Raw genomic sequence first — 15,208 nt, forward strand, 5'->3', positions numbered from 1 at the left:
GACTTCGGGGGCAATTCCGCGCTCACTGCCGCAGACCATGCCGCCACGAGAGCTGCTGCAATCACGAATCTTGCAGCCGCACTGTACATTTTAGCCCTCACGCCGGATACCATCGTCGATCCAAGAACTATTCCTTAGCAGCGATCCGGAAGCTCGCAATCATCTTGCTGTCGAATTTCCGTTGTCGGGACAGCTTTTGCATCGGCGCCCAACCTCATACCTGCAGCTATTAAGCCCTCTGTGCTGGAACCGGCCTTTCCAGAATCCACCCATTAGGAGCCGATTGGAAGCGGGTTCATTATCCTGTCCAGTGTTGGTGGCGATAGCAGGATTAGCGCATCAACTATTCCATCTTTACGGCTTTCCGTCAGCGGCTCTCTCGGGTCCAGCAGATCGTGCAAATGTCCTGTCAGGCGATGAATTGCCTCGTTGCCTTCGACCAAACACGAGTGTGCATCCCGACCATCGTAGTGAGCGCGGTTGCGAATCGTCAGTTGGTTTAGACCACGAGCAAGGCGCTTGAGGAGTTCATCGCGAGAGACGTCGAAGAGATGAGCGCGAAGGACAGACATTATCAAAGTATCCCACAACGCATTATCGCAAACCAGTCAATTTCCAGCATTTGTTCGCAAGGTAATATTTGAAGCGGGCGATGCCTAACGACCACTCCCGCCTATCCAAGTGCTGTAGACGGACGCCGAATCCGGTCGGTCAGGAAACGCCGCGCTTGCGGGCATTTGGAGGCAAGGTCATGCTGACGCGATGAAGGGGCTCGGTTTTGCCGCATATGGCGCTGGGATCGCAGGCGCGACGCTGTTTGCCGCGCCGTTTGCGATCGACACCATCAGCTTTCATGCAAGAGCCGAGGTGAGCCCGGTTCAGCTTTGGGCTCTGTGGCTTGCGGCAACCTTGTCGCCGCTCGCGCTGTCCGCAATCGCATGGGCGGCCGCTTGGCAATTCGCGCCGCGATGGCTGCCCCATCTCATATTCATCCCGGCCGCGATCATCGCGTACCTGCAATGCATGTCCTTGTTCCTGCGCGTATCGGAGCTGATGATCCATGACGGACCGGCAGGGGATGCGTCCGCATTGGGCAGCCTGTATCTGCTTCTGGCCCTGCTGGTTCACCTCGCTGCATTCGCGACGGCGGCAAGGGCGAGCCTGAAAGGTCGGGCAAAGGGCGGCTAGCCACCCATTCCCGGCCATGCCGCGTGACGAGGATGCGCGTGCCCCGATTGCCGCCAGCCCCTGACAATGCCAGAAACGCGCGATGAGCCTGATGCTGATCGTCCTCGCGCTCGCGGCGCCGGCGCCTTCGGGCGAGTTCCGGCTCGAATGCGTATTCGCGGGCGATCCGGAGGGTGGCCCGCCGGTCGAGCCACAGACGGTGAACATCATTCTCGGCACGCGAACTTCGGGAAAGCCGAACAGCGTGCGCTTCGACGATCCATCCAACATATTGGGCGACGATTATGGAGAAAAAACCGCGGCGTCCCGCCGATGGACGGTGAAAGGCACCGGCTTCGACGGAATGAACGGTTTCGTCGAAATCAATTCACGCCCGCCGCGCCCCGGCCATGCCGCCAGGGTCTGGTTTTCGGGCGACGGCGCCGGGCTGTTCAAGGGCCGCTTCGTCGTCAATCGCGGCATGCTGACCGAGTTTTTCGCCGAAGGGGAGAGCGGTGAAGTGACGTGCAGGAACGATCCCGACGGCGCGGGGCCGGGGCGTTAGCGGGGGGCGGTGATCGCACACGCCCGGCCATGATGCCGGCAGGCAATTCATCGATACGGCACGCAGCCGCGATTCATGGATCAGGCCAGTATCCGATATCGAGGCTGATGCTCACCTGCTGACCGCCGTCGATCCTTTCGGCTCCGGGCAATCTGGCGAGCAGCGCCGCCGTTACCGCCGCTTCGCCGCCATAGATGCCGGATTTCTCCCCCGACGGGCTCCAATAGGCATAATGTTCATCGGTTTCCAGCATGAGGCGTTCGAGCGCATATTGGAACAGGCCGTCATCTCTTCGGCAAACGCGGCCGCGTTCATCGCCGCCCGGGCCCCTGTATATGGCGATCGATTCCACCAACATGCCCAAGCCCTAACAGGATCGCGCCGGCTTTCCACTCCGCCCGGCTGACGACCGCCTGGTTTCAGTGCGCCCTAGGCATGACGAAGGAAAACCGATCACCGCGACCGTTCCGCCTCATAGGCCGCCAGAAGCGACCATAAGGCGGGGGCATCCGTGCCCGGCTGATCGGCCGCGTTGCGGACCGCGTGGAACTCATCGTCAGTCTTGATCCGCCCGCGCCGGAGCACGCGCTGAATGGCGCTCGAGAACCGCGATCGCACCGCCGTCAGCGTCGGCAGTTCCTGCCGCGACAACAGGTCATCGATTTTTGAAACCTCGGCGGCGGACCAGCCGCTCGTGAACTCGACGATATCCCCGATCGCCATGCCCAGGCCGCGCCGGGCCCGCGCGGCCGAGCCGGCGGTGATGCGATCCAGCGCGGTCAACGGATCGGTCTCCGCCGTCAGCAGCTCGGGCGGAAAAACCCTTGCCGCCATGAAACCGAGCCATCGCCGCATGCGTTCATAGTCGTCGGGGCCGATGCGCATGCGGGCTATGCTGGCAGCGCCGCTCCGCCAGGGCAATGGCGGAGATCGCCGGACACTCCACACACACCGGCCTCGCGACGGCAATGGTGAAAGGCGCCGTCGCGCCTGCAATGGCGACGCTGAAAGCTTCAGGCTTTCATGGAGAAATAGAAAATTATAGATCCGATGATAAATCCTAATAATCTTGCGACGATTCTTCTCGGCTTGGACATCGATTTAGACAATCTATTATAATCTTCAGAAAATCCATCGACATCCTTGTTGGCTCTTATATAGGCAAAGAGCCTGTCATTTAATGGCTTAATAGACAAATGAGTTACAATTGCAATTGATAGAACAAAAATCACTATCGGCAATGCGATTATAAGGAGGTCAGTCAGAGAAAATAGGTTTCGCGCAACGCGAAAGAAAATCCATATAAGTGACGCGAATACCGATAATCCGAATAGAAATAGCGATATTTTGGATCTGAATTCGTATTTTGCGACAGTATTGTCATAGTCTTCAGCACTAACGGGTACTCTGGCGTTAATTTCTCGAATAGCGTAATAGAATTGACCATCTTCGTCGACTTCAAACATGTTGTGTATTGACATGTTCGTAATTTCCGGCGCGCCATACGTCACGTGATCCTGCCCCTTCAATCTCTCGTCCAGCGGTTCGTGATTGCGCCTGTTTTCCTATTGAAAAACGGATGGGCCGCAAACCGCCAATGATGGGTGTGACGGCATGCTGAACATCCGGCCGGAATCTTGCCGGACCTTCATCGGCCGTGATCTAATGGCGCGGTCCGTTATCGTCCGGACGGCTCCATTTTTTCTTCGGTATCTTCTTCTTTTTCTGCTCCGGAATCCGCCATTTGCGGATGTCGGTGCAGCTGCCCATCGAACTGATCTGTGTCGAGCAACCCAGAAATTCGCTCTCACGTGGGTCGAGGATCAGGTGCCGGGGCGTTTCCTCTCCAGTGATGTTGCATCCCGGCCCCGATTGCTTCCAGCGCTCCAGTACGATCACGTTGATCCGCCGGTTGGTGAGGTTGCGTGCGCGATAGGGCGCGTGGCAGCCGGGCGCCTGATAGACAGGATCGGGCTCCAGCACCGTCGACGACGCGGACTTGGCGCCTTTCTTCGGTCCGCCACCACCACCGCCGGAGCCGATCCTGATCTCCGGCTCCCAGCATTTCGGCCAGCCCCCGTCGCAACTGGCGCTCGCCTGCGATGGCAGGCCGATGAGCAAAACCCCGCCCGCGGCGATCAGGAGCAAACGGACGCGCCTCGACATCACCGGCATCGTATCCTCCCCCTAATGCGGCCTGCCCCCCAGGCCGGACGCGGAGGAAGCATTCGAGCTAAGCCACTGTCAAAAAAACGCTATTCAAACTGGGTACCAGTCATTGGGATCTTTTCGATAACAGTGCCCTAAACCCACTCGAGCAGTGATTGAGTGCACGCTGACAGAAAGCTTCGCCAAAGGCGACAGCGATAAGGTGACGTGCAGAAACACACGCGCCGGCGCGTGACAAGGACGCCAGAGGAAAGATCGCCAACCCCGATGCGGTGCGGGATCGTGCGGATCAACCGTTCAATTATTGTTGCACTGGCCGCCGGTGCAATTGTCGGGATCGCCCGAATCCTTGAGCGCGAGCAGCAGCCCGCCGCCGGCCAGCACCGCCAAGCCGATGACGATCGCCGCCGTGGTTCCGCCGCCTGAAAGATTGCGCCGCGCCCCCGCCGGCGTTTCGCCGCCCGGCGCATAGCGCGCGGGGCCGAGATATTGGCCGGCCAGCGAGAGATGCGCGACGGGCACATCGCCGCGAAAGCGGAATTCCAGCCCTTCGCCGATCCGCAATGTGCTCGCCGCCTGCCCCTGCCCATCCCGCCGCAGCATCGGCGCCAGCGCCAGCCCGGCGCGAATGGCCCGGCGCTCGCCGCACGCGCCGCCGAACGGAATGCGGATCCGCGCGCCGGCAAAGCCCCCGGTCGCCACCGGCCCCGCCCCGCTGATGCGGGCGGCGCCACCGATCGTCTGCGCATGAAGCGGCGACGCGCAGATCGCGAAGCCCAGTGCCACGGCAAATAGCTGTTTCATGAAAGCCCCTCCCCGGATCACGATCCTGCGCCGCATTCACCGCGAAATCAATGGATCTTGGATCCTTTTTCTACCCACCCCCACCGGCTTGACTTTCCCGCCACCGGGACCATCTTCGCCCCGTCATGAACGACGCCTTTTCTCCCCTGCGCCTGACGCATCACGCGGGCCGGCTGCTCGAAGGCTAGCCGCCCCGGGCCTGCATGTCGCGGGGCCGGGGTGTTTCCTCGATCATTTGATGCGGTGCGCCCGGATTGCGGCGCCCGGAGCCGGACATGACACGCACGACACAGGATGAATCCGCGGATCCAGCGGAGCCCGGCGAACAGCAGCCAGGCGATTGCGCGCGCGACTGGGCACGCGCGAAGATATTGCCGTTCACGCCACGGCCGAAAACCCCCGCCCCGCCCGACGAGCCCCGCCCGCCGGAACCGCCGCGCGCGGCATGATCGCGGAACCCCCGTCATGCCGGACGATCCCATGGGCACGCTCCTCCACTGGCCCCATCATCTCGAAGACATGCTCGGCCTGGTCATCGTCGCGGCGGTGGTCGGGGCGTACAGCCTGTTGTTCGCCTTCACCCGCCGGCCATGGCAGGGCTGGGCGATCACCGCATTCGTCGCCTTCGCCGCGATGACGGCGCTGATCTGGGCTAGTCCGACAAAGCCCAGCGCGGCAGTCGGCGTGGAAATCCCCGACGGATGAGTTCGCCGGGTGCGCCGCCGCGCCCATTCCCTATACTCCGTTCATCACTGCCCCGCGTCACCCATGGAGCCCGTCTTGCGCCTCACCCGTTTCACCCCGCTGGCCCTCAGCATGTTCCTCGCGCTGGTCGCGGGCCTGTGCCTGCCCGCGCCCTGGGCCTGGCCGCTGCTGATCCTGGGCGCGGGGCTGGCGCTGATCGGGCTGTACGATCTGCGCCAGCCGCTCCATTCCGTTCGCCGCAATTATCCGATCGTCGGCCGGCTGCGCTGGTTCTTCGAAGAGATCCGGCCGGGCATCCGCCAATATCTGCTCGAGGACGAGCATGAACAGACGCCCTTTTCGCGCAGCCAGCGCTCGCTCGTCTATGCGCGCGCCAAGAACGAGGTGAGCGATCGCGCCTTCGGCACATTGGTCGACGTCTATCGCAACGGCTATGAATTCATCGCCCATTCGACGCAGCCGGTGCCCGTGGCCGATCCCGCCGGCTTCCGCATCCGCATCGGCGGAGACGCCTGCACCCAGCCCTACAGCGCGTCGATCTTCAACATCTCCGCGATGAGCTTCGGGGCGCTCAGCGCCAACGCCATCCGCGCGCTCAACGGCGGCGCGAAGCTGGGCGGTTTCGCGCACGATACCGGAGAGGGATCGATCAGCCCCTATCACCGCGAACATGGCGGAGACCTGATCTGGGAAATCGGCAGCGGCTATTTCGGCTGCCGCACCGCCGACGGCGCCTTCGATCCCGTCCGCTTCGCCGAACAGGCGGCCGATCCGCAGGTGAAGATGATCGAGCTGAAGATCAGCCAGGGCGCGAAGCCCGGCCGGGGCGGCATCCTGCCGGGGGAAAAGGTGACGGCGGAGATCGCGGAGACGCGCGGCATCCCGATCGGCAAGGATTGCCTGTCGCCCGCGCGGCACAGCGCCTTTTCCACGCCGATCGAGATGATGGAATTCATCGGCCAGCTCCGCCGTCTTTCCGGCGGCAAGCCGATCGGCTTCAAGCTGTGCATCGGCCAGCCCTGGGAATTCATGGGCATGGTGAAGGCGATGCGCCACACCGGCATCCTGCCCGATTATATCGTCGTCGACGGCGCCGAAGGGGGCACGGGCGCGGCGCCGCTGGAATTCACCGATCATGTCGGCATGCCGATGCGCGAAAGCCTGTTGTTCGTGCACAACACGCTGGTCGGCGCCGGGCTGCGCGGCAAGATCAAGGTGGGCGCGGCGGGCAAGATCGTCAGCGCCTTCGATATCGCGACGGTGATGGCGCTGGGCGCGGACTGGACCAATGCCGGGCGCGGATTCATGTTCGCGATCGGCTGTATCCAGTCGCTCTCCTGCCACACCAATCGCTGCCCGGCGGGCGTCGCCACCCAGGATGCGATCCGCCAGCGCGCACTGGTGGTGCCAGACAAGGCGGAACGCGTGTTCAATTACCACCGCAACACGATGCTCGCCCTGTCGGAGATGATCGCGACCGCCGGGCTCGACCATCCCAATCGCCTCGGCCCGCACCATCTGGTCCGCCGCGTCAGCCTCACCGAGATCCGGCTGTTCTCGCAGCTCCATATCTTCCTGGAGGAAGGCGAACTCCTCTCCGGCGCATCGAACCGCGATTTCTACAGCGCCGCCTGGCGCCTGGCGCGCGCCGACAGCTTCGACATGATGCCGGCGGGGGTTTGAAGGCCGTTGCAAGCAACCCTCACCCCCGGCTGCGCACCTCTGTCCAGGATTTTGCTGGAAATTTGAGGCCGCAAGAATTCTCCTCCCTACGCGCAGCGTGGGGAGGGGGACCACGACGCGAAGCGGCGTGGTGGAGGGGAAGGACGATGCCTCCGTCGCGCGCTGCCTTCGAAGCGGATTTTCACAAGATGTCCCGAAGCTGCGGCGCCGGATAACCCATCGCATTTCCCTTCCCCGAAGCGAAAAGCCGCCCCGGCACGAAAAAATCGCATTCCGCCTGTGTCGCCGATCACAGACCGCACCATCCGGCGGGGTTAGGCATGGTGCATCCAGATCACGGAGGATGCCCATGAAAGCCCCACCACGCCTTGCCGCCGCCGCCCTCGTCCCCATGGTCGCGCTCGGGCTGGCCGGAACCGCGTTCGCCTACCCCGCCGCGCAGCCGCACAGCACATCGCCGGCGGTGTTCGGCGAAGCCCGCGCCGGGAGCGGGATGCTTCGGGCGACGGCCGCACCCCGCGATGCCGCCACCGGCCGCGCGACCGGTCGCCGCCAGCACGAACCGATCCGCGCGGACGCCGGATCGGATACATCCGCCACCGCCCATGCTCCGCGCGACGCCGCCAGCGGCCTCGCCACCGGCCGGCGCCAGCACCAGCCGGTCCGCGCCGAAGAGGGATCGGGCCGCGATCCGGCAAGCGCGGACGGCGGGAGCACACCCTCGCCGCGCGGCGCGCCCTGAACCGAGCGCCCCCTATTCCTCCACCGAGATCACTTTCCGCACCTCTTCGGTCCTGAAACCGATCACGGCGGGATTGCGGATGCCGGGCAGCGCGGCGACGTCGTAGAGCTCGCGCACCACGCCGCCGATGCGCCCATTGCACCATGTCTCCCGTCGCAAGATCGACGATCGCCAGGCCGCAGCGCGCCTCCGCCCTCCGGCGCGCCAGCGCATCCTGCAGCGGCAGCCCGGCAAAGGTGCGGTTCTCGCGCGGGAGCGACAGGCCGATCACGGCATGATCGCCGACAAAGGCGAGCCCGCGCGCAAAGCCGGGACAGGCCGGCGCCTTCGCCTCGGCCGGGATCGGCGCGAACATCGCGATCATCGTCGCGGCAAGGGCGACGAATGGCGGAGCAGGCAACATCGCATCAGCCTGCCGCTTTCGGGCGCGACATGCAACGGCATCGCCGGCTGCGGATTATTTCCAAGATTCCCGACGAACTCTTCCAGTTAATGGATTGGTATATATCGACAATATACCAAACCCGTCACCGCCCCTTCCCCGCCTTGATCCACGCCGCGACATCGTCGATGAACGCGGGCGAGACCGGGCGGGTCCATTTATATTCGGCGGGGGTCATCCGGCCCTCCCCCTCCTGCATGATATGGTTGAGCACGGGATAGCGCTTCAGGGTGACGCGCGGCTGGCGATCCAGCGCCTGCGTCCAGGCCGCCCAATCCTCCTCGGTCACCAGATAGTCGCGGTCGCCATGCATGATGATCACGCGCCCGCCGCGCGCCGCCAGCTTTTTCACCTGGCCGATCGGGTCGATCGCCGCCATGTCGCGCCAGTACCAGACCGGGCTGCCGTGGATCACTTCGTCCGCGTCGCTCGCGGGGGTGATCGCGTTGATGCGTTCGCCGTTGCGCCGCACCTCCGCCGCGCGCGTCCGTTCGGCGGGATCGGTGGAGATGCCGGTCACATAATCGGCCTGCTGGATGATGATGTCGCCCACCGGCCGGGGCGAACTGGCCATGATCAGCGCGCCCGCCAGCCCGTTGGCATTGGCGATGGTGGCGGCCAGCATGCCGCCCTGGCTGTTGCCGAACACATGGACGCGCGCGGGATCGACGCCCGGCGTGCGCCTGAGCAGTTGCGCCGCGCTCGACGCGTCCTCCACGAATTCCTCGGTCAGTTTCGGCGGACGGCCCAGCGCCTTGAAGCGTTCGCGATGCGCGGTGGTGCGCTTGATATAGCGCAGCACCGCCACGCCGCGCGCCGCCAGCCCCCAGGCGAGATCGCGATAGATGGTGCTGCCGCCCACATTCATGTCGAGCGTGCCGGGGCCGGAACCGTGGACAAGCACCACCGCCGGGAACGGCCCCTTGCCCTGCGGCATGGTGAGCGCCCCCTTCACCTGCCAGTCGCCGCTGCCCAGCATCACCATGCGCTCGGTCACGCCGGCGGGCGGCGCGGGGGCGGTCACGCCGGCGGGCGGCGCGGGGGCGGCCTCGACCGGCGGGGCCGGGGAAGCGGCCGGCGGCGATTGCGCGCCCGCGACGCCCATCGCCGCCATCACCAGCGCGATCGCCGCGCCCACAGCCGAAATCCGCATCGACACTATCTCCCCACGGAGAAAGACCGCGATCGGCAAACCCTATCGGCCGCCGCGCCATGCGCCGATCCGATTTCGACGATCGGCTTCTGTCGATGGGGCCCGCCTATTTCCTGATCGAGAATCCATAGGGGATATAAAGGAACACCTCGGTATTGCTCACCTGCTTCCAGGCGATGCCCTGATCCAGGCCGGTGACGTCCAGGCCATAGTCCGGGCCGTAAAAACTGTTCGCATGCTTCGCGCCGGCGGCGATGCGGCGATAGATCTCGTCGCGATATTGTTCGGGATTGATGATCGTCAGCGCCAGGCCGCCCCTTGGCTGGATCTGCGCGCGGCCATTGGCGGGAACCGATTTGACGAACGCGCCGATCTTCTGCTGGGCGCTGCCGATCGATCCGTCCAGCTTCGTCTTCACCTTCAGGCGGACGGTCGCGGTGCTGCCGTCATCCTCGAACGCCGCCGGGGCGGCATCGTCTTCATCTTCATCATCCTCGTCTTCATCGTCTTCGGTGGCATTCGGCTTGCCCGCCAGCCCGGGAAACTGATCCTGCCAGTTGGCGCGCGTCACCTCCACCAGTTCGAACTGGCCGGTGACGAGGTTGAAGCCGTCGCGTTTCGCGCGATCGATCGCGTCGAGCAGCATCGCCTGCACCTCGCGCCTGCGCATGCCCGCCTCGCGCGAGTCCGAGACGATCTCGATCGTGCGCACCGCCGAATCCGCCATCCGCTTCAGGCCGATCACGGGCGGATTGGGGCTGGCAAGCTGGATGGGCGAAACGCTGTTCGATAGCCTTTGCGCGGTCACGACGATTTCGCCGGCGCCGTCCTGCGCGAACAGCGCGGGCGCGAAGGGGATCGTCGCGAACAGGGCCAGGCCGCCAAAAGCTGCGAAGGGGATCGCTTTCATGCCGTCTCTCCGGACAGGGTCATTTGGGAAGAATGGTGTAGCGATAGGGCAGATACAGGAACACATCGGTGCCGCTCACCTGCGACCAGGAAACCTGCCCGTCGATGCCGTTCACCTGCACGGCGTAATCGGGGCCGAAGATCGCGGCATTGTGCCGGGCATTCTCCGCCACCAGCTTCACGATGGCATCGCGATACTGATCGGGATTGCGGATGGTCAGCGTCAATGCGCCGGCCTTGTCGATCGCGCCGCGCCCGGTGCGCGGAACGCCCTTGATGAAGCCGTCCAGCCTCTCCCCCGCGGCCGCGATCGATCCGGCGAGCTTCACCTTCACCATCACATTCGCCTGGCTGGTATCGACGCGGCCGGCGGAGATCAGCGGCAGATCCTGGTAATTGTCTTTGGTGACCGGGATCAGCTCGAAATTGCCCGTCACCAGTTCCACCCCGGCGGCGCCCGCCCGCCCCAGCGCGGCGAGCAGCATCGCATGGATTTCGCGCTTGCGCGTCTCCGCATCGCGCGAGTCCGATGAGAACGCCGCCTGCACCACCACGGAATCGGCCTGCCTGCGCAGCCCCACCACCGGACGATCCTGCTGGGCATAGCGCGCATTCAGCCGATTGGCGGTGACGACAACCTCGCCGAGCCCGGGCGCATCCGCATCCTGCGCGGCCGCCGGAATCGCGGTGCCGCCAAACAGGGCCGCCGCCAGAAAAATCGCTGTTTTCATCGCCTTCCCCTCCGCGCCCGAAGTGTCGATCATTCGAACGGAAATGGCAATCGCGGCGGAGGGCGATTAGTCGCACCCGGCATTGGCGGCGATATCGCCAACGAACAAGGCAGCCACATACCCTGAAAGGTATATTCCCTACTTATACCTCATAGGGTATAATGCAATTTTAACCCCCACAGGTTATATTGCGATTTCATACCTTTCAGGGTATATGGCGCCGATTGGAGGGTTCGATGCAGCAGATCGTCAGGCTGCCCGGCCAGTTGGGCGCGATCATTCGAAGCGAGCGGCTGCGCCGGGGCATGACCCAGGCGGAGTTGGCGGGCCTGACCGGCACGCAGCAGAAAACCATATCCGCGATCGAGGGCGGCAGCGCGGGCACGAAGCTGGAAACGCTGCTCGGCGTGATCGCCAGGCTCGATCTCGACATCCAGATCGTGCCGCGCCAGCGCGGCGGCGCGATCGAGGATGTCTTCTAGCCATGGCGCGCGGCAAGACGCATGTGCCGCTGGACGTGCTGATCAACGGCCGCATGGCCGGCCGGCTGGAAAAGGCCGCCAGCGGCGCGATCGCTTTCCGCTATGACGGGGACTGGCTGGCATGGGAGCATCGCTTCGCGGTCTCGCTGTCATTGCCGCTCAGCCCGGCCCCCTATCGCGGCGCGGCGGTGGCGGCGGTGTTCGACAATCTGCTGCCCGACAGGGATGCGGTGCGCCGCCGCGTCGCCGAACGCATGGGCGCCGCAGGCACCGATTTCTACAGCCTGCTGGACGCGATCGGGCGTGACTGTGTCGGCGCGATGCAGTTCCTGCCCGAAGGCGGCGGTGAACGCGGCGAAGCCCGTGCGGAGGGCGAACCGGTCAGCGATGCGGCGATCGCGGCGATGCTCGCCGATCTGGCGCAGGCGCCGCTGGGGGTGGACCGGGATCGGGCGTTCCGCATCTCGATCGCGGGCGCGCAGGAAAAGACGGCGCTGCTGCGCAGCGACGGGCAATGGCTCCGCCCCATCGGCACAACGCCGACGACGCATATCCTGAAGCCGCAACTGGGGCGGATCCCGAGCGCGGACGGCATGATCGACATGACCGACAGCGTCGACAACGAACATTATTGCCTGGCGCTGATGCGAGCCTTCGGCCTTTCCGTCGCGCGCACCGATATCGCCACCTTCGGCGCGCGCCGGGTGCTGGTGGTGGAGCGTTTCGACCGGCGCCGTCGCGACGACGGCACGATCCTGCGGTTGCCGCAGGAGGATTGCTGCCAGGCGCTGGGCCTGCCCCCGACGCTGAAATACCAGAGCGACGGCGGGCCGGCGATGCGCGACATATTGGGCCTGCTGAAGGGTGCCGACGATCCCGGCGCGGATCAGGCCGCCTTCTTCAAGAGCCAGATCCTGTTCTGGCTGATCGGCGCGACCGACGGCCATGCCAAGAATTTCAGCATCTTCCTGCAGCCCGGCGGCGGCTATGCCCTCACGCCCTTTTACGACGTGCTCTCAGCACAGCCCGCCTTCGACAAGGGCGAGATCGCGCCGAACAGGTTCCGGCTGGCGATGTCGGCAGGGAAGAACCGACATTACCGGGTGTCCGACGTGATGGGCCGCCATTTCGTCCAGACGGGCAAGGCGGCGGGGCTTGGCGCGAACGCGATGCGCGCGGCGATCACCGACCTGCTCGATCGCGCGCCCGATGCGCCCGGACAGGCGCGCGCCGCGATGCCCGACGACTTCGCCGACGCCGTCCACCAAAGCATCGCCGCCGCCATCGCCAACCGCCTGCCGCATCTGGCCGGCGCGCTCGAGGAACTGTGATCCCGGCTTCGATCGACGATGCGTCAGCATCTTCGAGATCGCCTATCATGCGCCGGGCACCGTCATTCCGTTCGGGCGACACCGGCGAAACCCCGTTCATGTTCCGGCCAGCGAGGCTGTGGTTGATGATCGGGGCCGGTTGAGACTTGCGAGGTGCAGATCATGACACGTTTCCCTGGCTTGCCTGCCTTGGCGGCAGCGTCCGTCATCGCTCTCTCCGCCATGGGATCGCCCATATCGGCGGCGGACCGCGGATATCGCGCGCTCGCATATAGTTGCGCGGTTTTCGGCGGCGACGGCAAAGCCTTCGATACATTCGATATGGCCCTGAAGCCGCACGCGAACGGAGGCCTCGAATATGACGTCGAAATCACCTCACCGACGACCGGATCGCTGAAAGCGCCGACCACCGCCAAGGCCCTGGCCGGCGGACACTTCGAAATCGTGAGCCGCCCGGCCGGCCCGAACGGCGAACCGCCCAGCGCCTCTTCGCCCAGAACCGGGATCAGGCTCGTTTTCGAAGACCTGCACGCCCGAAGCAACGGCTATGCGGTGATCTACAAGGATGGGCCATCCCCGCATTTCGAAGTCGCGGGCTATTATCCGGTCGCCGCCGGCATTTGCACGCCCTCTGGCGTGCCGGGATCATGATATTCGTCCAAATTGCAGCCGATGCGGCTTTAAGGTTGGGAGACCCAGATGATCTAACGACCACCGGCCCGGCGCCTCAGATCTGCGTGGCGCTTGCATTTGTGCACCATCCCTTAATCTCCATTTCATGCATTTGGTAAACTGGCACCGCAATTCGAGACAATGATCTCGATCCCCCTTTTTGCCGTCGCAGCCTGCTGGTGAGCGCGAACGGAGGTGCTGTCGATCATCTGGATGTCGCCGTGGTGGGCGGCGGTGATGGCGTCCATCATCCGATCCCAGAAGCCCGCCTTCGGCCATCGCACGAAGCGGTTGTAGCAGGTGGTGCGCGGGCCGCATCGCTCGGGCAGGTCACGCCATGGCGCACCGGATCGCAACACCCAGAAGATGCCATTCAGCACGCGCCGATCATCGACGCGCGGCACCCCTCGCGGCTTGTTGGGCAGCAGCGGCTCGATCACGCGCCATTCGAAGTCGGTCAGATCATATCGGCTCATGCCAATGCTGAGTCAGATTTTCAGGCTATGCGAAAGCCCGACTGGCGCACGATCTGCCTTCTCGATACGAAGTTCGCATGGCTCGGATGATGTTCTTTGCAATTGCGTTCTTTTATGCCGTAAGCAGCGTGCACACGGTTGCCGTTTCGCAGCCGATCCTTGCCCCTCCCGAGTTCGAGCGCAGCTTGGTGATCGTCCGAGTAGATCGGTTCCAATTTCAACCGGACGAGACCGTATCCTTCCCGAATAAGCCGGACGATTTCTTCCTTGGCGGTGTTTACCGAGCTAACTCTACGGCCTTGAAAACTCTATCGGGGCCTTCAATTAAAGGGCCAGTTGAGATCAGCTTGGCCGGCCTGCACATTGACCGATGGCGCAACGTAAAGCTGCTCATGGTTATCCGCAAAGACGAAGCGGGCAGGCTGTGGGCAGGACAGCAATGGGAACGGATCACGGACAAGATTTGCCTGTCCGATGATGAAATCAGAACTTGGCAAATTGAACCGCTGTTTGCCTCGGCAAAGCGACGCGATGACGGATTTCAGTGCATTCGTAGCTGACGGTTTATGGGTTCACGGCCTAATTCATGGCGACGGCAATCCCGTTCCATGAACCGCCTACGAAATGCGAACTCGGTGCCGATGGTAGTCAGTGGATGCTCGAACGCGCCAGCAACGGTGCTTATGACTATGCCAACCGATGGTCACCACAAAACGGGTCGATGCGTGATTTTGGTATATTGGCCCTGCAACTGACCGGATGGAAACTCGAAGAGGTCTACTGACTGCGAGCCTGCATAATCTCTCCAAACTGCGCCTCCCCCCTCACACCACTCCCATCCGCCGCAGATCCGCGATCACCCTTCGCACCTTGCGATAATCATACATCCCGCACGCCCGCGCGATGCGGGCGAGGCTGACGGGTTCACCGGCGGCGGCGGCGGCCTGATACTGTTCGAGCACCTGGCGGCGGCGGGTGGTCATGATGTTGGCGGGGCGGCCCCGGCGGCCGGGTCGGCTTGCCGTTTCCGCACCACTCTCCATCTTCCGCCCCTTGCCCCTGGCGTTCGCCGCGTTCGTCTCCTTCGCCGCCAATTCCCGCGCGACCGTCGCGGTCGCCATCTCCTCGGCGGAAAGGCGTTCCCCCATATCGTCCCGCGTCTTTCCCATGGTTTCCC

The 15,208-nt window shown here is 64.0% G+C and carries 19 protein-coding genes and 2 pseudogenes; 10 read left to right on the forward strand and 11 right to left on the reverse strand.

The window, feature by feature from the left end; translation table 11 throughout:
• Positions 1-762: 762 nt before the first annotated feature.
• Together K7G82_RS22460 and K7G82_RS22465 are read left to right on the forward strand one after the other, a co-directional pair.
• Positions 763-1,188: a hypothetical protein gene (locus tag K7G82_RS22460; protein ID WP_222992188.1), complete on the forward strand. Its 426-nt coding sequence runs from the start codon at positions 763-765 to the stop codon at positions 1,186-1,188.
• Positions 1,189-1,270: 82 nt separating this feature from the next.
• A complete protein-coding gene (locus K7G82_RS22465) occupies positions 1,271-1,732 on the forward strand; it encodes a hypothetical protein (RefSeq protein ID WP_222992189.1) in 462 nt (153 codons plus the stop codon).
• Between the two features lie 73 nt (positions 1,733-1,805).
• Here the strand turns inward: K7G82_RS22465 and K7G82_RS22470 are convergent, their stop codons facing one another.
• The 4 genes from K7G82_RS22470 to K7G82_RS22485 all read right to left on the reverse strand — a co-directional run bounded on the left by K7G82_RS22470 (position 1,806) and on the right by K7G82_RS22485 (position 4,705).
• A complete protein-coding gene (locus K7G82_RS22470) occupies positions 1,806-1,985 on the reverse strand; it encodes a hypothetical protein (protein WP_222992190.1) in 180 nt (59 codons plus the stop codon).
• A 200-nt stretch (positions 1,986-2,185) separates the two neighbouring features.
• Positions 2,186-2,617, reverse strand: coding sequence for a hypothetical protein (locus K7G82_RS22475; RefSeq protein WP_222992191.1), 432 nt, complete (start codon positions 2,615-2,617; stop codon positions 2,186-2,188).
• Positions 2,618-3,394: 777 nt separating this feature from the next.
• On the reverse strand, positions 3,395-3,853 hold the full coding sequence (locus K7G82_RS22480; RefSeq protein ID WP_222992192.1) for a hypothetical protein: 459 nt from the start codon (positions 3,851-3,853) through the stop codon (positions 3,395-3,397).
• Positions 3,854-4,198: 345 nt separating this feature from the next.
• Positions 4,199-4,705 carry a hypothetical protein gene (locus K7G82_RS22485; protein WP_222992193.1) on the reverse strand — a complete coding sequence of 169 codons (507 nt, stop codon included), beginning with the start codon at positions 4,703-4,705 and terminating at the stop codon, positions 4,199-4,201.
• 465 nt (positions 4,706-5,170) lie between these two features.
• Here K7G82_RS22485 and K7G82_RS22490 point away from each other — a divergent pair, with 465 nt between their 5' ends.
• From K7G82_RS22490 to K7G82_RS29915, 3 genes are all read left to right on the forward strand, one after another.
• On the forward strand, positions 5,171-5,410 hold the full coding sequence (locus tag K7G82_RS22490; protein WP_222992194.1) for a hypothetical protein: 240 nt from the start codon (positions 5,171-5,173) through the stop codon (positions 5,408-5,410).
• Between the two features lie 63 nt (positions 5,411-5,473).
• A complete protein-coding gene (locus tag K7G82_RS22495) occupies positions 5,474-7,093 on the forward strand; it encodes an FMN-binding glutamate synthase family protein (RefSeq protein ID WP_425517304.1) in 1,620 nt (539 codons plus the stop codon).
• Positions 7,094-7,442: 349 nt separating this feature from the next.
• Positions 7,443-7,835 (forward strand): hypothetical protein, encoded by a 393-nt coding sequence (locus tag K7G82_RS29915; RefSeq protein WP_246623793.1) that lies wholly within the window; start codon positions 7,443-7,445, stop codon positions 7,833-7,835.
• Between the two features lie 12 nt (positions 7,836-7,847).
• Here K7G82_RS29915 and K7G82_RS29920 read toward each other — a convergent pair whose 3' ends face one another.
• From K7G82_RS29920 to K7G82_RS22515, 5 genes and pseudogenes are all read right to left on the reverse strand, one after another.
• Positions 7,848-7,994, reverse strand: coding sequence for a TIGR03032 family protein (locus tag K7G82_RS29920; RefSeq protein WP_246623794.1), 147 nt, complete (start codon positions 7,992-7,994; stop codon positions 7,848-7,850).
• A gap of 31 nt (positions 7,995-8,025) precedes the next feature.
• Positions 8,026-8,238, reverse strand: a pseudogene (locus tag K7G82_RS30335) (DUF4915 domain-containing protein); the annotation flags it as partial.
• A gap of 124 nt (positions 8,239-8,362) precedes the next feature.
• Positions 8,363-9,430, reverse strand: a complete 1,068-nt coding sequence (locus K7G82_RS22505) for an alpha/beta hydrolase family protein (RefSeq protein ID WP_222992197.1) — start codon at positions 9,428-9,430, stop codon at positions 8,363-8,365.
• A 106-nt stretch (positions 9,431-9,536) separates the two neighbouring features.
• Positions 9,537-10,340, reverse strand: a complete 804-nt coding sequence (locus K7G82_RS22510; protein WP_222992198.1) for a hypothetical protein — start codon at positions 10,338-10,340, stop codon at positions 9,537-9,539.
• Between the two features lie 19 nt (positions 10,341-10,359).
• Positions 10,360-11,070, reverse strand: coding sequence for a hypothetical protein (locus K7G82_RS22515; protein ID WP_222992199.1), 711 nt, complete (start codon positions 11,068-11,070; stop codon positions 10,360-10,362).
• Between the two features lie 236 nt (positions 11,071-11,306).
• Here K7G82_RS22515 and K7G82_RS22520 point away from each other — a divergent pair, with 236 nt between their 5' ends.
• The 3 genes from K7G82_RS22520 to K7G82_RS22530 all read left to right on the forward strand — a co-directional run bounded on the left by K7G82_RS22520 (position 11,307) and on the right by K7G82_RS22530 (position 13,534).
• Positions 11,307-11,552 carry a helix-turn-helix domain-containing protein gene (locus K7G82_RS22520; protein ID WP_222992200.1) on the forward strand — a complete coding sequence of 82 codons (246 nt, stop codon included), beginning with the start codon at positions 11,307-11,309 and terminating at the stop codon, positions 11,550-11,552.
• Positions 11,553-11,554: 2 nt separating this feature from the next.
• Positions 11,555-12,883, forward strand: coding sequence for a type II toxin-antitoxin system HipA family toxin (locus K7G82_RS22525; RefSeq protein WP_222992201.1), 1,329 nt, complete (start codon positions 11,555-11,557; stop codon positions 12,881-12,883).
• 321 nt (positions 12,884-13,204) lie between these two features.
• On the forward strand, positions 13,205-13,534 hold the full coding sequence (locus tag K7G82_RS22530) for a hypothetical protein (RefSeq protein WP_222992202.1): 330 nt from the start codon (positions 13,205-13,207) through the stop codon (positions 13,532-13,534).
• Positions 13,535-13,707: 173 nt separating this feature from the next.
• On the opposite strand, the pseudogene K7G82_RS22535 reads toward K7G82_RS22530, so the two are convergent.
• Positions 13,708-14,037 (reverse strand): annotated as a pseudogene (locus K7G82_RS22535) (IS5 family transposase); the annotation flags it as partial.
• A gap of 71 nt (positions 14,038-14,108) precedes the next feature.
• Here K7G82_RS22535 and K7G82_RS22540 point away from each other — a divergent pair.
• Positions 14,109-14,591: a hypothetical protein gene (locus K7G82_RS22540; protein ID WP_222992203.1), complete on the forward strand. Its 483-nt coding sequence runs from the start codon at positions 14,109-14,111 to the stop codon at positions 14,589-14,591.
• 26 nt (positions 14,592-14,617) lie between these two features.
• Positions 14,618-14,815 (forward strand): hypothetical protein, encoded by a 198-nt coding sequence (locus tag K7G82_RS22545; protein WP_222992204.1) that lies wholly within the window; start codon positions 14,618-14,620, stop codon positions 14,813-14,815.
• 40 nt (positions 14,816-14,855) lie between these two features.
• On the opposite strand, the gene K7G82_RS22550 is transcribed toward K7G82_RS22545, so the two are convergent.
• The gene (locus K7G82_RS22550) at positions 14,856-15,200 is read right to left on the reverse strand and encodes a hypothetical protein (protein WP_222992205.1); all 345 of its coding nucleotides are present in this window, start codon (positions 15,198-15,200) and stop codon (positions 14,856-14,858) included.
• Positions 15,201-15,208: the final 8 nt, after the last annotated feature.

The organism is Sphingomonas colocasiae (assembly GCF_019880585.1).
GTDB lineage: Bacteria > Pseudomonadota > Alphaproteobacteria > Sphingomonadales > Sphingomonadaceae > Sphingobium_A > Sphingobium_A colocasiae.

Bases quoted from the DNA above. Each gene is read 5' to 3' on its own strand.
- K7G82_RS22460 (WP_222992188.1), top strand. From the start codon at position 763: ATGAAGGGGCTCGGTTTTGCCGCATATGGCGCTGGGATCGCAGGCGCG.
- K7G82_RS22465 (WP_222992189.1), top strand. From the start codon at position 1,271: ATGAGCCTGATGCTGATCGTCCTCGCGCTCGCGGCGCCGGCGCCTTCG.
- K7G82_RS22470 (WP_222992190.1), bottom strand. From the start codon at position 1,985: ATGCTGGAAACCGATGAACATTATGCCTATTGGAGCCCGTCGGGGGAG.
- K7G82_RS22475 (WP_222992191.1), bottom strand. From the start codon at position 2,617: ATGCGCATCGGCCCCGACGACTATGAACGCATGCGGCGATGGCTCGGT.
- K7G82_RS22485 (WP_222992193.1), bottom strand. From the start codon at position 4,705: ATGAAACAGCTATTTGCCGTGGCACTGGGCTTCGCGATCTGCGCGTCG.
- K7G82_RS22490 (WP_222992194.1), top strand. From the start codon at position 5,171: ATGCCGGACGATCCCATGGGCACGCTCCTCCACTGGCCCCATCATCTC.
- K7G82_RS22495 (WP_425517304.1), top strand. From the start codon at position 5,474: ATGGAGCCCGTCTTGCGCCTCACCCGTTTCACCCCGCTGGCCCTCAGC.
- K7G82_RS29915 (WP_246623793.1), top strand. From the start codon at position 7,443: ATGAAAGCCCCACCACGCCTTGCCGCCGCCGCCCTCGTCCCCATGGTC.
- K7G82_RS22505 (WP_222992197.1), bottom strand. From the start codon at position 9,430: ATGCGGATTTCGGCTGTGGGCGCGGCGATCGCGCTGGTGATGGCGGCG.
- K7G82_RS22510 (WP_222992198.1), bottom strand. From the start codon at position 10,340: ATGAAAGCGATCCCCTTCGCAGCTTTTGGCGGCCTGGCCCTGTTCGCG.
- K7G82_RS22515 (WP_222992199.1), bottom strand. From the start codon at position 11,070: ATGAAAACAGCGATTTTTCTGGCGGCGGCCCTGTTTGGCGGCACCGCG.
- K7G82_RS22520 (WP_222992200.1), top strand. From the start codon at position 11,307: ATGCAGCAGATCGTCAGGCTGCCCGGCCAGTTGGGCGCGATCATTCGA.
- K7G82_RS22525 (WP_222992201.1), top strand. From the start codon at position 11,555: ATGGCGCGCGGCAAGACGCATGTGCCGCTGGACGTGCTGATCAACGGC.
- K7G82_RS22530 (WP_222992202.1), top strand. From the start codon at position 13,205: ATGGCCCTGAAGCCGCACGCGAACGGAGGCCTCGAATATGACGTCGAA.
- K7G82_RS22540 (WP_222992203.1), top strand. From the start codon at position 14,109: ATGGCTCGGATGATGTTCTTTGCAATTGCGTTCTTTTATGCCGTAAGC.
- K7G82_RS22545 (WP_222992204.1), top strand. From the start codon at position 14,618: ATGGCGACGGCAATCCCGTTCCATGAACCGCCTACGAAATGCGAACTC.
- K7G82_RS22550 (WP_222992205.1), bottom strand. From the start codon at position 15,200: ATGGGAAAGACGCGGGACGATATGGGGGAACGCCTTTCCGCCGAGGAG.